Genomic DNA, 13,707 nt, shown 5'->3' with positions numbered 1-13,707 from the left:
TCAGATGAAGAAGTCGGTGTTCTCGCGGCCGAGCATCACGGCGCCGAGATTCTGGCCGAAGCGGTCCACGTTGTTCGCGTAGTGCGCGCGGGCCGCGTGCAGGTCGAGGAAGCGGCGCACCAGCGGATTGCGGTGATAGATGCCGTTGCCGCCCGCGTAGCGCAGCAGCGCGTTCGCGGCCTGCGCGCAGCGCTCGGCGACCTGGGCCGACTGGTAGCGGAAATGCACGCGGCGCTCGATCGACACGGCCGGGCCGCCCGTGACCGACGCCATCAGCTCCGCGAAATTGCGCTTGAGCAGCACCTGCATCTCGTCGATCGCGACGGCCGCGTTCGCACATGCGCCCTGCGCGCCCGGATCGTCGGTCGTCTTCGCGCCGCTGTTGGCCGACACGCGCGTGGCCGCGTAGCCGGTGAAATCGTCGAGCGCGCCCTGCAGCGCGCCGATACACGACGTGCACACTGCACGCACGAAGATCTGCGCGAACGGCAGCTTGAACAGCGGCGCATCGTTGACGGCCAGGCCAGGGCTCGTGCCCATCATTCCGTCGATCGCCTTGTGCGTGCGGTACGCGGGCACGAACACGTCGTCGACGACGATGTCGTGGCTGCCCGTCGCGCGCAGGCCGAGCACGTCCCAGTCCTGCTGGATCCGGTAGTCGGCTTTCGGCAGCAGGAAGGTGCGGTATTCGGGCGGCTGGCCGGCTTCGGCCGGTGGCACCAGCGCGCCGAGAAACACCCATTCGCACAGCTCGCTGCCGCTCGAGAACTTCCAGTGGCCGGACAGGCGAAAGCCGCCGTCGACCGGCGTCACGCGGCCGACCGGCATGTAGGTCGACGCGATCAGCGTCGCCGGATCGTTGCCCCACACGTCCTGCTGCGCGCGCGCGTCGAACAGCGCGAGCTGCCAGTTGTGCACGCCGACGACACCGTACACCCACGCGGTCGACATGCAACCGCGCGCCAGTGCCATCTGGATGTCGAAGAAGGTCTGCGGATCGAGCTCGTAGCCGCCGTAGCGTTTCGGCTGCAGCACCTTGAAGAAGCCGGCGGCCTGCATGTCGGCGATCGTCTCGGCCGGGATGCGGCCCTGCGCTTCCGCCTGCGCGGCGCGGCCGGCGAGCGTCGGCGCCAGCGCCTCGGCGCGGGCGATCAGCGTGGCGGCCAGTGCGTTCGAATCGTTGTCGCGATGCACGAATGTCTCCTGTGAAGCGGGTGATGCGCCGCGGCGCCTGCCCCGCTCTCGTTCAAAGTTGTTCGGCGCGGCCTGGCCGCGGGCGATGCTCGCCATCGTCGATGGTCGGCTTCGCGCCGCCGCGCCGCATCGTCCGACCGGACGACGGGCGCGGCCCGGTGCATCACGCGCAGGCGCGCTCCTTCTCGCGGTTGAAGAACGGGATCACGTGCTCGCCGATGTTGCGGATCGTCTCCATCTGCGCGTCGTGCGGCACCGTGCCCATCTGGCACAGGAACAGCACTTCGTCGACGCCGGCTTCCTGCAGGCGGCCGACATAGCCGATGCAGTCGTCCACCGTGCCGTACGCATGGTTCGGGTTCATCATCGCGAGCGCCGGGTCGGCGAAGTTCACGACGACTTCCTCCGACGCGAAGCGCGAGCGGATCACCATCTCGCCGGTGTCGGCCTGCACGAGATCGTCGCCCCACTTCGCCGGGTCCGGACGCTCGCCGCCCGTGTACCAGTACGCGAGCGATTCCATGAAATAGCGCTGGCCGCGGATGCCGATCTTGCGGGCGGCCTGGCCGTCTGCCATCACGACCGTCGGGCACAGCGCCGCGAGGTGCTGGGTCGGGCGGAAGCCGACCTGGTCTTCCGGCTTGCGGTTCGCCCAGGCTTCGCGGTACACGGCGTTCTTCTTCGCGACTTCGTCGGGGCCGCCGAAGCCGAGCACCAGCGCGCCCATCCCGCGCTGGCCGGCGCGCAGCAGCGCGTCGGTGTTCGTACAAGCCAGGTACATCGGCGGGTGCGGATCCTGGAACGGCTTCGGGTGGATCGGGCGCTTCGGAATCTTGATGTACTTGCCGTCATGCTCGATCTCGTCCTGCACGAACATCTTCGGCACGAGGTACATCGATTCGTCGATCATCGGCTGCAGTTCGTTGAGGTCGTAGCCGAACGCGCCGGCCTCCTGCTGGCTGCCGCCCTTGCCGACGCCGAAGTGCACGCGGCCGCCGGACAGGATGTCGAGCAGCGCGACGCGCTCGGCGACCTTGATCGGGTGGTTCATCGCCGGCGGCAGGCACACGACGCCATGGCCGAGGCCGATGCGCGTCGTGCGGCCGGCCAGGTACGCAAGGAAGGTTTCCGGCGCACTCATGTGCGCATAGTTGGTCAGCGACGTGTGCTCCACGCACCAGATCGTGTCGAAGCCGACCTGCTCGGCGAGCAGCGCCTGTTCGACCGTCTCCTTGAATACCCGGTGGTCGCCCTCGCGCGATGCGTCGGTGGTCTGGGCTTCGTAGATGAGGGAAAACTTCATTGCGTGCGTCTCCATGGTTGTTGGACGAGTCGGGGTCGTGCAGCCCGCCCGCACGATACGGACGAAGCGCGACGGTCCACGAATGGGAGTGTCGGCGCGCGGACGGGCGCGGGCATCGTCTGTTCGGAGTACCGGTACGCCTGCGGGGACAGAGGGGTTTCACCGTCATCCGATCGGACTGCGTGACGCGGCGAACCGCGCGCTAGCATCGAACGGCGGCGCCTTGCATGCGCCGGCCAACGACAAGGGAGAGAGGGAATGAAGGTATCCATGCTGCTGTATCCGGTCGCCGACATCGACACGGCGCTGCCGCTGTTCGTCGACGGCCTGGGTCTGAACGTGAAGTTCCGCGACGGCGACCGCTATTGCGCACTCGACGGCGGTCCGCTGACGATCGCGCTGGTCGCGGGCGACGAGCAGATCGTCGAGCGCGCGGCGCTGACGCTGCGCGTCGACGAGGACGACGACCTGTATGCGGCGATGGCGCGGGTCGTGAAGGCCGGCGCATCGGTGCGCGTGCCCGTGCAGGCCGGGCCGCACGAATACCGCGCGGTGCTGGAGGACAAGAACGGCGCGCTGTTGGTGATTTCGCAGAAACGGGCCGCCTGATGCACATCGCCGCACATGGCCGCACGCGGCCCGGCGGGCTTCGCGGGCGCCGGCGCGTGGCGCCGCGCGTCGGGCCGTTGGGCCGTCGGCCCGTCGGCCGCGTCAGGTGGCCGTGCCGGGCGCGCGCAAGTCGCTCGCTTCCAGCAATTCGAGCAGCGTGCGCGCCGGCTGGCTGAGCCGCTTCGCGGCCAGCGCGATGAATTCGATGTCGGGCAGCACGGGCAGCGCGTCGCCGTTGACCAGCGGCGCAAGCCCGCGCGTCGACAAATAGTGCGACGTCGCGGTCAGGCCGAGCCCCGCGCGCGCGGCCGCGATGCAGCCCGGCTGGCTGCTGCTCGAACACACGACTTCCCAGCCGATCCCCTTCTCCGCTAGCGCGTTCAGGACGATCCCGCGCGTCACGCTCGGCTCGGCGACCAGCACGAGCGGCAGCGGCCGCTCCGGATCGACGACCGTGCCGGGCCGCGCGACCCATTCGAGCCGCGCGCGCAAGAGCGGCGTGCCGCGCCGCTCGCCGAGCCGCCGCTTGCCGATCATCAGGTCGAGCGCGCCCGCGTCCAGCCCTTCGTAGAGCCGGCTCGTCATGCCGGTGGTGATCTCCAGCGCGACGTCCGGGTGCGCGGCGCGAAACCCGGCGAGCACGTCCGGCAACGCGACGAGCGCGAGATCGTCCGGCGCGCCGAGCCGCACCAGCCCTTGCAGCCTCGGCTTGCGGAATTGCGATTCCGCGCGGTTCAACGCCTGCAGGATCACGTTCGCATGCACGAGCAGCGCCTCGCCGTCGGCCGTCATCGCGATCGAATGCGTGTCGCGCACGAACAGCCGCCGGCCGACGCTCTCTTCGAGACGACGGATGTGTTCGCTGACGCTCGACTGATTGAGCCCGAGCTGCCGGCCCGCTTCGGTGAAGCTGCGGCAGTTCGTGACGGTCGCGAACGTCTTGAGCCAGACGGGATTGAGCATCCCGCATTGTCATCGGCATGACCGATGACAGTCAACGTCGTCAGGCGGCTTCCCGATGACCATCGGAATCGGTACCATCGAGCGCTTGAAGACCGGCAGGCGCCGTGCGACCGCGTCAAGGCGCCGCCCGCGCCGGCCTTTGCACCACCGATTTCGCCATGTCCCGAGAACCCACACACACCGCGCTGCTCTGGATCGTCGCCGCTGCATTCTTCATGCAGTCGCTCGACACGACGATCGTCAACACCGCCCTGCCTTCAATCGCACAAAGCCTGCACGCGTCGCCGCTCGCGATGCAGCCCGTCGTGGTCGTCTATACGCTGACGATGGCGATGCTCACGCCCGCGTCCGGCTGGCTGGCCGACCGGTTCGGCACGCGCCGCGTGTTCTCGCTCGCGATTCTCGTGTTCGTGCTCGCGTCGATCGGCTGCGCGGCATCGCATACGCTCGGCCAGCTCGTCGCCGCACGCGCGTTGCAAGGCATCGGCGGGTCGATGCTGCTGCCGATCGGGCGGCTCGCCGTGCTGCGCCGCGTGCCGGGCGAGCAGTACGTGTCGGCGCTCGCGTTCGTGTCGGTCGCCGCGCAGCTCGGGCCGATCGCCGGGCCGACGCTCGGCGGCTGGCTCACGCAGGCGATCTCGTGGCACTGGGTGTTCATCGTCAACGTGCCGGTCGGCGTGGTCGGCTTCCTCGCGGTGCAGCGCTATCTGCCGCACGACCAGCTGACGCAGCCGCCGCCGTTCGACTTCGTCGGCTGCGCGCTGCTGTCCGTTGCGATGATCGCGCTGTCGCTCGCGATCGATCCGCCGATGCCCGCGCAGCGCGCGGCGTGGTCGGCCGGGCTGGCCGTCGTCGGCCTGGCGAGCGCGCTTGCCTACCTGCCGCACGCGCGGCGCCGCGCGCAGCCGCTGTTCCGGCTCGGGCTGTTCCGCGAGCCGAACTTCGGCTCGGGGCTGCTCGGCAACCTGCTGTGCCGGATCGGCACGAGCTCGGTGCCGTTCATGCTGCCGCTGCTGATGCAGGTGCAGCTCGGCTATACGCCGCTGCAGTCGGGGCTGATGCTGCTGCCGGCCGCGATCGCGGGCGTCATCGCGAAACGCTGGATCGCGCCGCTCGTGAAGCGCTTCGGCTACGCTGCATTTCTGGTCGTGAATACGGGAATCGTCGGGTGTGCGATCGCGGGGTTCGCGCTGGTGTCGACACGACCCGCGCCGGTGCTGGAAGGCGTGCTGCTGATCGTGTTCGGCGCCGCGAACTCGATGCAGTTCGCGGCGATGAACGGCGTGACGCTCAAGGGGCTGTCGCATGCCGACGCCGGCAGCGGCAACAGCCTGTTCACGATGATGCAGATGCTGGCGATGGGGCTCGGCGTGTCGATCGGCGGCGGCCTCGTCAACGTGTTTGCCGCCTATCGGGGCTCGATGGCGCACGGGTTCATGCTGTCGTTCGCCTGCATGGGTTTGGTGACGCTGCTGTCGTCCGTCGTGTTCCGGCGGATCGATACGGCCGCGCCGCCGGCCAGTGCGGCGGCGCGCCCGTCCGCGTGAGCGCGGCCGTCAGTTCGCCGGACGGCGCTCGACGACGCGCTTGAGCACCCAGCGGATCGACGAGCCGTCGGCCGGCGGCTGCGCGACGCGGTATTCGTCGATTTCAAGCGTGTACAGGTAACCGGGCTGGTACGCGAAGCCTTCGATGCCGGCGTACCACAGACTCCACGGCTCGCTCGGGCTGCTACGCACCTGCAGGCACTCCATCGGCGCGACGCCGGTGCAGCGCGCGGATTGCGGCGCGACATAGACGGTCCTGGTCACCGGCTTGGCATCGGCCGGGCGCACCGCGTTCGGCGACGTGGCGACTGCGTCGGTCTGGCATCCGACGAGGAGCGTGCTGGCGGCAATGACGGCCGCGCCGAGCAGCGTTCTGGATGGGCGAATCATCGGATGGTCCTCAGGAAGCGTTGGAGGGCCGTTTAGACGGCCAGTGCAACGAGAAAGTTCACAGATAGCTTACAGTCATCGATCTGCCCCTCGTTCACCGGATGTCGCTTGCGAGGCGTCACGTTACGGTGGGCCGGTTCGGCCGCAGTCATCGCCGCCAGCGGGCCGCGCATGCAGCGATTCTTTCGCCGATCGGCGTCACGCGACAGGCGATGCTCGTCGGGACGTTGCCGAATGGCATGCCGTCGGCTGACCGAAGTGATCGTCGCCGGCCGGTTCGCCGCGTGGCAATCGTGTACCATCGGCGCTTCCCGATATGCCTGATCGCGCTGCGTTCGTCCGCCCGGCTCCCAGCGTACGATCCGCGCAGCGCACCCCGCTTCGCATGACCTCACCCGTTCCGTCCGACACCGCGCTGCGCCCGCTGCCGATCGATGCGCTGACCGTGCCGGCCGCGCTCGACGGACGCACGGGCGCCAACCGCTCGAACAGCGCACATCCGCAGATTGCCGCGACCAACGATCTCGACGCGGTGCGCGCATGGCTCGCACGCTTCGTCGATACGCCGACCACGTTCCAGAACTATCGCAAGGAAGCCGAACGCCTGCTGCTGTGGGCCGTGATCGCGTGCGGCAAGCCGCTGTCGTCGCTCACGCACGAAGATCTGATCGTGTACCGGCAGTTCCTGCTCGCCCCCGCGCCGGCCGACCTGTGGTGCGCGAACGGCGGACGCAAGCATCCGCGCGACGATCCGCGCTGGCGGCCGTTCTACGGGCCGCTGTCGGCGGCCAGCCAGCGGCAGGCACTGGTGATCCTGAACGTGATGTTCTCGTGGCTCGTGCAGGCCGGCTACCTGGCCGGCAATCCGCTCGCGTTGTCGCGGCAGCGGCAGCGCCGGCCCGCGCCGCGCGTCACGCGCCATCTCGGGCAGCCGCTGTGGCAGTCGGTCAAGGACGCGATCGCCGCGATGCCGCGCGACGACGCGCGGGCGGGCTTCCATGCGGATCGCGCGCGCTGGCTGTTCACGCTGCTGTATCTCGGCGGGTTGCGCATCACCGAAGCGGCCGACACGACGATGGGCCAGTTCTTCTGCCGGCGCGACGCGGACGGGCGCGACCGCTGGTGGCTCGACGTAACGGGCAAAGGCGGCCGGCAGCGGCTCGTGCCGGCCACCGACGAAATGATGGCCGAGCTGTCGCGCTACCGGCGTGCGCATGGCCTGTCCGCGTTGCCGTCCGACGGCGAGCCCACGCCGCTCGTGCTGCCGGTCGGCCAGACGCGCAAGCCGCTCACGCGCGCGGCGCTGCACGGGATCGTGAAGCAGGTGTTCCGGCATGCGGCCGACCGGTTGCGCGCGAACGGCGAAGCCGGCGAGCAGCAGGCGCGCGTGCTCGAACAGGCGTCCGCGCACTGGCTGCGCCACAGCGCGGGCTCGCACATGGCCGACGGCCGCGTCGACCTGCGGCTCGTGCGCGACAACCTCGGCCACGTGTCGCTCACGACGACGAGCCAGTACCTGCACGCGGACGACGACTGGCGGCATCGCGAGACGGAGGAGAAGCACCGGATCGGGTGGTAGGCCCGCACCGGCCTGACGGATCCCGGCTCGCGCAACGTGTCCGCGCTCAGTGATCGAGTTCGAGCCCGCCCAGGCCGCCATTGCTGCGGCATTTCGCGCGATCGCCTTTCACCTGCCAGTCGATTTGCCCGCACATCACGTCGATGCGTTTGCGGTAGCTGTCGATCAGGCACTGCGTCGTCGTGCAGCGGTTACGCGCCTTCAGCCATGCCTTCTGGGTCGCCATGAACTGCTCATACTCCGGCGGATCCTCGACCGGATAGTTGCTGAAGTCGTAGAGCATGTGCTGGTAATCCGCGTTGAGCGCATCGTCGAGACGCGACAGCGTCGGATTGGCGCAGATTTCGCGCTCCACGAACGTGGATGCTTTCGCGCAGTTGAACGACGCAGCGTGCGCGCCGGTCATGCCGGCCGCGACGGCCAGCGCAACGAGCCATGCTTTCATGTGGGTGCCGTGAGGTAGAAAACGGCGGCCGTGGATCGGCTCGCCGTGACGGACGAACGGGGAAGCCCATCGCCGGATGCCCGTCGCCGCGATCCGGCAGCTTAGGCCAACGCGCATCGCATTTCAATACGCTGCTCCGCCTCTTCCGCACCCGCGCCGCGGGGCACGTTACGCCCGATCAGTACACGCCCACCCAGTGCCCGGGCACCCACGCCCAGTGATTGCCGGCCCACCGGTAATGCCCCTTCGCCCAGCGATAGCCTGGCGCGGGCATCGGAGTCGGTACCTCGACGACCGGCGCCGGCTGCGGCGGCCGCACGGGTTCGACCACGCACGCGGACAGCAGCGTCGCACTGGCCGCGACCAGCACGGCGAGCGAAACGGATCGCATCTTCAACATCTTGCATTCTCCCTGTTGTGTAGTGGATGGATTCAGTGCCGAAACGGCAACGCCGCGCGTCACGCGGCTCCGCGAACCAGCCCGCTCATCGGCCGCGTCGCACCGCTTTCCGCGAACAGCGCGGACGCGGTGCGGTGCGGATCGAGCCGCAGGCTTTCGGCGGCGGCGCCCGAGATCAGCGCGTCGAGCGACGCGGTCGGCTTCAGGTCGCGCCCTTCGTACAGGTCACCCGGCCGCAAGCCCGGCCAGTCGGCGATCACGCGGCCGCCGGCGACCGCACCGCCCGCGAGCATCGCGACCGACGCCTGCCCGTGATCGGTGCCGCCGGTGCCGTTCGCGGCAGCCGTGCGGCCGAACTCGGTCGCGACCAGCACCGTGGTCTGCTGCCACGCGGCCCCAAGGCCGTCGCGCAGCGCGGCGAGCATCGTATCGAGTGCTTTCAGCTGATTCGCGAGCCGCGCGTTCTGCGCGCTGTGCGTGTCCCAGCCGCCCGTCTCGATCATCGCGATGCGCGGGCCGTCGTCGCGCGCGAGGAACGTCGCGGCGAGCTTGCCGACACCCGCCGGATCCTGCCGCGCATGCGCATCGCCGGCGAGGCCGCGCGCGTCCATCGCCGATTGCCACAGCGGGCCGAGCTGCGCGTCGGCCTCGTAGAGCGCCGACACGCGCGCGAGCAGGTCGTCCGGCGCGGCGGGCAACCCCGACGGCGCGTACGAAGCGGCCTGCACGGTGCCGCGCAACGCGAGCGGCACGGTCGGCGCGAACGCGATCGCGCTTTCGCGCGTGGCCGGCAGCAGCGCGGCGAGCCGGTTCAGCCAGCCGTCCTTCACCTGGTACGGCGCGCGGCCGCCCGTCTCGAGCACGTTCTGGCCGTCGAAATGCGAACGGTCGCGATACGGCGACGCGATCGCATGGACGAACAGCGCCTGCCCGTCGCGGTACAACTGCGCGGTCTGCACGAGCGACGGATGCAGCGCGAACGTGCCGTCGAGCCGCGTCGCGGCCGCCGCGTCGATCGCGAGCGGGCCGCGCAGCGACGCGTACGCAGGCTCCGCATACGGGACGACGATGTTCAGGCCGTCGGCCGCGCCGCGCTGGATCACGAACACGAAGCGCCGGTCGGTCGCGACGTTCGCGAACACGATCCGCGGCGCGACGAGGATCGCGCCTGCGCCAGCGGCGGCCACGCTCAGGAATTGGCGGCGGGACAGTGCCATGGTCATCTCCGTTGGAAATCGGGTGAGACGAGCAGCAGCGCGAGCGACGTGGTCGCGCTTTCGGCGCGCGACAGCGCGGTCGCCGTCGGCGCGCTCAACGAACCGGCGAGCAGCGTGTTGCCGAGCGCGCGCGGATCGAGCCGGTCGCCGGTGCGCGCGGCCAGCCGCTGCGCAAGCTCGACGCGGCGCACGAGCGCGTCGGGCGCGGCCCAGCTCGCGGCAACGTCGTCGTATCCGGCCGGCGAACCGGGCCGCCACACCGGCTGGCCGAGCTGCGCGAGCAGCGGCGCAGCCTTCAGGTCGCCCGTGTCGCGCCAGCCAAGCCCGCGCAGCGACGACACGGCCCACTCCCACGGCGTCTTGAACTTGCGGTTGACCGGCGACCACGCATCGGGTGCATCGACGAGCGCGCGATAGACGGTCGGCAAATCGCCGCCGCTCGCATCGAACGCGCGGGCGAGCCGGTCGGTCAGCGCGGGCGGCGGATTGTCGGCGACGAAATGGCGGGCCAGCTGGAACGCGATATGCCGGCCGGTCGCCTCCGAATGCGCAAGGTCGTACAGAATCGCGCGCGCCTGCGCTTCGCCGGGCTGGTCGTAGCTGCGCCCCATCACGGCCCGTGCGCCGGGTTCGTGCAGTTTCGGGCGGAACACGAACGCGCCGGGCGCCGCGTCGCCGGGCTGCGGGCCGCGCCCGCCGGCAATGCTCCAGCCGGTCAGCGCACGCGCGAATTCCGTCACGTCGGCCTGCGTGTAACCCGTGCGTACGCCGAGCGTGTGCAACTCCATGATTTCGCGCGCGAGGTTCTCGTTGAGCCCGCGTTTCGCCGACGGATCGCGTGCTTCGGCACGCAGCGCGGCCGGGCTGTCGGGGCCGACCGAGCGCGCCTGGTCGAGGAAGAGCTGCATCGCCGGATGCTGCTCGACGGCAACCAGCATGTCCTCGAAACGGCCGAGCACGTGCGGGCGGATCGCGTCGCGTTCGAACGCGCCCGCATAGGCCGCCACCGGCCCCTTGTCGACCGAAACCGCGAAATGGTTCGCCCAGAAATGCACGAGCCGCTCGACGAACGGCGCGGGCGTGATCAGCGCGCTGTTCAGCCGCGCGACGACGGCGCTGCGATACATGTCGTTGCCGTCGCGCCGGATCGACTGCTCGGTCGCGCGCTTCGTTGCCGGATCGTTGGCCGTCATTGCGTTGCGCGCGTTCGCGAAGCGCGTGGCAAGCGCGACAGCGTCGGGCTCGCCGGCCCACGCGGCGGGCCGCGCGTCGTAACGGTCGAATTGCGCGACGAGCGCCGCCTTCGGGTCGGCAGGCGGCGCTTCGTCGGCCCGCGCGCCGAGACCGAAACGGTTCAGCGCGATGGCGGCCGGTGTGATGTCGTTCGGGTGGTCCATGACGGGGCTCTCGCGATGCGTACCCGTGTTTAACGTCGGGCGGCGGAAAATCCGTCGCCGGGAACACGAATATTTCTGGTGCGTCGCGCGGCGGCGAATGCGTGCGTGTTGCCGTTCGAATTCCCGTCGCGGATTCGGCTGACGAATGCAGCGACCCGGTGGATCGCTCCGCCGTATCGCGGTTCCGTGCCCCTGCGGAGGACGGCACGTTTCGACATTCGGTTAAAGGGCTTTCACCAGCCTGACCGGCACGGCGCCGATCGGAAGGCGCGTCGACCGAAACCCTCCTGAACGCCTGAAATGACGCCTTGCCGGCCGCAGGTGCCCGGCGCTTGCCGTTCCCCGAAAGCCACCTAGACTCAATGGCATGTATCGCCCCGCGCGTCAGGGAGTTTCGGCGTCTTGACCCAAAGCAAGAATTCGGTACACCCGGAGACTGACCATGACCAAGCTGCTCGCCCTCCTCCTGCTGACTCCCGCTATCGCTTTCGCCGCTCAATCGGCCTTTCCCGAAGGGGCCACCACGCCTGCTGCATCGGACATCCAGCAACGTCTCGCGGGCAAGGCATTCGACATCAAACTGGCGGACGGTACCCAGTGGCATGTCCAGTACGGCAACGGCGGCGACTACGATTTCAAGTCGAGCCAGGGGTTCGCCGATCACGGCGACTGGAAAGCCGAGGACGGCAAGGTCTGCAGCAAGGGCAGCAAGATCCCGTACTCGTGCAACGACGTTCGCGTGAAGGGCGACGAACTCTATCTCAGGCGCGACAACGGCGAAATCATTCAGTTCGTCGAATCGCATTGAACGCCGCGCGTCGGAACGAATACGAGCGCTCGGGCAGCCACGGCTCGGCACACCTCGCGTCGACGTGGCGCCACGACATTGACCAGGAGAAGCTGCCGCATTCCCGCCCGCCACAGTGGAATGCGCTGGCCGCCACTACGATGCCCACTCTTCCCGTCAGCTTGCGCGCGCGGATTCGTTGCTTCGGTTCGATGCGTCCGCCCACGCGCTGGACCGGCGCGTGGTTGCTTGCAGTCGCACTGACGCTGCACGGCTATCCGGCGCATGCGCAGAACCCGCCCAAGGTCGTCGACATTCCGACCCGTCCCGGCGTGACCCAACGGTTTCTCTTCATCGCACCGGACGCGCCGAAGGCCGCGGCCATTCTCTATGCCGGCGGACACGGCGGGCTGCAGCTCGATCCATCCGGACGATTCGGATGGGGTGGAGGCAACTTTCTCGTCCGCACCCGGCAGTTGTTCGTGAAGGACGGCATCGCTGTCGCAGTGATCGATGCACCGAGCGACCGGCAATCCGCGCCCTACCTCAACGGTTTTCGACTGTCGAAGGAACATGCCGACGACGCGCGTGCGGTGATCGCCTGGTTGAGAGAGCAACTCCACGTACCGGTCTGGCTGGTCGGAACGAGCCGCGGCACCCAGTCCGCCGCCGCCATTGCGATTGCACTGGCCGGCGGCGGCGGGCCCGACGGTATCGTGCTGACGTCCACCATCCTCCGCGAAGACAGAGGGGGTACGGCGGTCACGGACATGAACCTTGCCAGCCTCAGGATTCCGGTGCTCGTCGTGCATCACGAGAAAGACGGCTGCAGGAATTGTCCGGTGTCCGAAACGGATACGCTGATGAAGAAGCTGGACCAGTCGCCGAAATCCGACCTGATGATCGTGTCGGGCGGCACGTCCCGGGGCGATCCGTGCGAGGCGTTTGCCTATCACGGCTTCAATGGCCTGGAGAGCGGCGTGGTCGACGCGATCTCCGCGTGGATGCTCGCTCGTTGAACGTGCGCGCCGTGTGGTGCAGTCGCGGTTGCCTCTTGTAATCCTTCGCTGTCACCTGCCTGCCAGCATGGACGGCCATGCCTTCCGCGTACGCGTTGCGCATCACTGAAACGGCACGCCGCCGCACGTCGCCCGCGCGGCGTTTGTTTACTTGCTCGCCGCGTCGCCCTGTTTCTTCTGCAACTTCGGCGGCAGCCGCCAGTTACCGCTACGCCGCAACCCGTCGACGAACTTCGCGCGCTCGTCCGGCGTCAGCGTCGCCGCGAAATCGACGACGCTGCGCTCGACCTGCGCACGCAGCGCGGTATCGGCCGCACGCGTGCGGTCGAGCGCGGCGTCGATCGCCGTACGATCGAGTTGCGGCGCGGCGAGCAGATCCAGCACGGTGATCCGGCCGTCGCGCCCTTCCCGCGCGAAATCGCGGCCGTCCTTGCGCGCCGCCTTCAGTGCCGCGGCGAATTCCTGCTGGCGCGTATCCGGCAATTCGTTCGCAGCGAAACGCAATGCGGTGCGCGACGCCGGTGCGCCCGCGGCCCGCAGGTCGCGATGCGTCGAGAACCACTGATACGCGCCGCCGCCGATCGCGCCGAGCATGAATACGTTCAGCACGACCGAACCGACGAGGATGAATTTCCAGCCACGCTCACTCATTCATCACTCCAGTCCACGCTCGGTCCGCCGAACGTCGTTGTCAGATAGCCGGGCTCATGCGAAGGCGGCACGCTGCCGAGCATCAGCATCGACACGGCCACCGCGCCCGCAAGCGCGCCGGCCAGGCCCACGCCCGCGAATGCCGCTCCCGACCACCACACGGCGCCCCGCCGCCGCGCGCGGCGCGGTGCGGGCGCCGTCGCGAC

At 69.2% G+C, this 13,707-nt stretch carries 14 protein-coding genes and 1 pseudogene; 5 read left to right on the top strand and 10 right to left on the bottom strand.

The features are described from left to right. Together BDO18943_RS16050 and BDO18943_RS16045 are read right to left on the bottom strand one after the other, a co-directional pair. The gene (locus BDO18943_RS16050; RefSeq protein WP_089452817.1) at window positions 1-1,194 is read right to left on the bottom strand and encodes an acyl-CoA dehydrogenase family protein; all 1,194 of its coding nucleotides are present in this window, start codon (window positions 1,192-1,194) and stop codon (window positions 1-3) included. 163 nt (window positions 1,195-1,357) lie between these two features. Then, window positions 1,358-2,497 (bottom strand): LLM class flavin-dependent oxidoreductase, encoded by a 1,140-nt coding sequence (locus BDO18943_RS16045; RefSeq protein ID WP_069252948.1) that lies wholly within the window; start codon window positions 2,495-2,497, stop codon window positions 1,358-1,360. A gap of 258 nt (window positions 2,498-2,755) precedes the next feature. Between BDO18943_RS16045 and BDO18943_RS16040 the strand changes: the two genes are divergently transcribed. Beyond that, window positions 2,756-3,106, top strand: a complete 351-nt coding sequence (locus tag BDO18943_RS16040; RefSeq protein ID WP_043190962.1) for a VOC family protein — start codon at window positions 2,756-2,758, stop codon at window positions 3,104-3,106. Window positions 3,107-3,208: 102 nt separating this feature from the next. On the opposite strand, the gene BDO18943_RS16035 is transcribed toward BDO18943_RS16040, so the two are convergent. Next, complete coding sequence (locus tag BDO18943_RS16035; protein ID WP_175023218.1) at window positions 3,209-4,069, bottom strand: LysR family transcriptional regulator; 861 nt, start codon at window positions 4,067-4,069, stop codon at window positions 3,209-3,211. 158 nt (window positions 4,070-4,227) lie between these two features. On the opposite strand from BDO18943_RS16035, the gene BDO18943_RS16030 reads away from it, so the two are divergent. Beyond that, window positions 4,228-5,616, top strand: a complete 1,389-nt coding sequence (locus BDO18943_RS16030; protein WP_175023216.1) for a DHA2 family efflux MFS transporter permease subunit — start codon at window positions 4,228-4,230, stop codon at window positions 5,614-5,616. Between the two features lie 9 nt (window positions 5,617-5,625). Here BDO18943_RS16030 and BDO18943_RS16025 read toward each other — a convergent pair whose 3' ends face one another. Continuing rightward, the gene (locus tag BDO18943_RS16025; RefSeq protein WP_175023214.1) at window positions 5,626-6,006 is read right to left on the bottom strand and encodes a DUF4377 domain-containing protein; all 381 of its coding nucleotides are present in this window, start codon (window positions 6,004-6,006) and stop codon (window positions 5,626-5,628) included. A gap of 385 nt (window positions 6,007-6,391) precedes the next feature. Here BDO18943_RS16025 and BDO18943_RS16020 point away from each other — a divergent pair, with 385 nt between their 5' ends. Continuing rightward, window positions 6,392-7,585, top strand: a complete 1,194-nt coding sequence (locus tag BDO18943_RS16020; protein ID WP_175023212.1) for a tyrosine-type recombinase/integrase — start codon at window positions 6,392-6,394, stop codon at window positions 7,583-7,585. A 46-nt stretch (window positions 7,586-7,631) separates the two neighbouring features. Here the strand turns inward: BDO18943_RS16020 and BDO18943_RS16015 are convergent, their stop codons facing one another. The 4 genes from BDO18943_RS16015 to BDO18943_RS16000 form a co-directional block, all read right to left on the bottom strand. Further along, complete coding sequence (locus tag BDO18943_RS16015; protein WP_175023210.1) at window positions 7,632-8,030, bottom strand: lysozyme inhibitor LprI family protein; 399 nt, start codon at window positions 8,028-8,030, stop codon at window positions 7,632-7,634. Between the two features lie 178 nt (window positions 8,031-8,208). Then, entirely contained in the window at window positions 8,209-8,427 is a 219-nt protein-coding gene (locus tag BDO18943_RS16010) for a YXWGXW repeat-containing protein (protein ID WP_043191099.1), read from the bottom strand. Between the two features lie 62 nt (window positions 8,428-8,489). Then, the gene (locus BDO18943_RS16005; RefSeq protein ID WP_374101915.1) at window positions 8,490-9,647 is read right to left on the bottom strand and encodes a DUF1501 domain-containing protein; all 1,158 of its coding nucleotides are present in this window, start codon (window positions 9,645-9,647) and stop codon (window positions 8,490-8,492) included. Between the two features lie 2 nt (window positions 9,648-9,649). Then, on the bottom strand, window positions 9,650-11,044 hold the full coding sequence (locus BDO18943_RS16000; RefSeq protein ID WP_175023206.1) for a DUF1800 domain-containing protein: 1,395 nt from the start codon (window positions 11,042-11,044) through the stop codon (window positions 9,650-9,652). Window positions 11,045-11,486: 442 nt separating this feature from the next. Between BDO18943_RS16000 and BDO18943_RS15995 the strand changes: the two genes are divergently transcribed. Together BDO18943_RS15995 and BDO18943_RS15990 are read left to right on the top strand one after the other, a co-directional pair. Further along, window positions 11,487-11,852 carry a hypothetical protein gene (locus tag BDO18943_RS15995; RefSeq protein ID WP_175023204.1) on the top strand — a complete coding sequence of 122 codons (366 nt, stop codon included), beginning with the start codon at window positions 11,487-11,489 and terminating at the stop codon, window positions 11,850-11,852. Next, window positions 11,849-12,850 (top strand): alpha/beta hydrolase, encoded by a 1,002-nt coding sequence (locus tag BDO18943_RS15990; protein ID WP_235996054.1) that lies wholly within the window; start codon window positions 11,849-11,851, stop codon window positions 12,848-12,850. Before BDO18943_RS15995 ends, BDO18943_RS15990 begins: the two co-directional genes overlap by 4 nt. Window positions 12,851-12,997: 147 nt before the next feature. Here BDO18943_RS15990 and BDO18943_RS15985 read toward each other — a convergent pair whose 3' ends face one another. Continuing rightward, window positions 12,998-13,501 (bottom strand): periplasmic heavy metal sensor, encoded by a 504-nt coding sequence (locus BDO18943_RS15985; RefSeq protein ID WP_175023202.1) that lies wholly within the window; start codon window positions 13,499-13,501, stop codon window positions 12,998-13,000. Then, window positions 13,498-13,707, bottom strand: a pseudogene (locus BDO18943_RS15980) (hypothetical protein); the annotation flags it as partial. The pseudogene BDO18943_RS15980 and the gene BDO18943_RS15985, both read right to left, overlap by 4 nt.

The organism is Burkholderia aenigmatica (assembly GCF_902499175.1).
Taxonomy (GTDB): Bacteria; Pseudomonadota; Gammaproteobacteria; order Burkholderiales; family Burkholderiaceae; genus Burkholderia; species Burkholderia aenigmatica.
Note: the sequence above shows the minus strand (reverse complement) of the source record. Positions and strands in the feature narration are given on the sequence as shown.

Bases quoted from the DNA above. Each gene is read 5' to 3' on its own strand.
- BDO18943_RS16030 (WP_175023216.1), top strand. From the start codon at position 4,228: ATGTCCCGAGAACCCACACACACCGCGCTGCTCTGGATCGTCGCCGCT.
- BDO18943_RS16020 (WP_175023212.1), top strand. From the start codon at position 6,392: ATGACCTCACCCGTTCCGTCCGACACCGCGCTGCGCCCGCTGCCGATC.
- BDO18943_RS16025 (WP_175023214.1), bottom strand. From the start codon at position 6,006: ATGATTCGCCCATCCAGAACGCTGCTCGGCGCGGCCGTCATTGCCGCC.
- BDO18943_RS16045 (WP_069252948.1), bottom strand. From the start codon at position 2,497: ATGAAGTTTTCCCTCATCTACGAAGCCCAGACCACCGACGCATCGCGC.
- BDO18943_RS16000 (WP_175023206.1), bottom strand. From the start codon at position 11,044: ATGGACCACCCGAACGACATCACACCGGCCGCCATCGCGCTGAACCGT.
- BDO18943_RS15995 (WP_175023204.1), top strand. From the start codon at position 11,487: ATGACCAAGCTGCTCGCCCTCCTCCTGCTGACTCCCGCTATCGCTTTC.
- BDO18943_RS16005 (WP_374101915.1), bottom strand. From the start codon at position 9,647: ATGGCACTGTCCCGCCGCCAATTCCTGAGCGTGGCCGCCGCTGGCGCA.
- BDO18943_RS16015 (WP_175023210.1), bottom strand. From the start codon at position 8,030: ATGAAAGCATGGCTCGTTGCGCTGGCCGTCGCGGCCGGCATGACCGGC.
- BDO18943_RS16035 (WP_175023218.1), bottom strand. From the start codon at position 4,069: ATGCTCAATCCCGTCTGGCTCAAGACGTTCGCGACCGTCACGAACTGC.
- BDO18943_RS16040 (WP_043190962.1), top strand. From the start codon at position 2,756: ATGAAGGTATCCATGCTGCTGTATCCGGTCGCCGACATCGACACGGCG.
- BDO18943_RS15985 (WP_175023202.1), bottom strand. From the start codon at position 13,501: ATGAGTGAGCGTGGCTGGAAATTCATCCTCGTCGGTTCGGTCGTGCTG.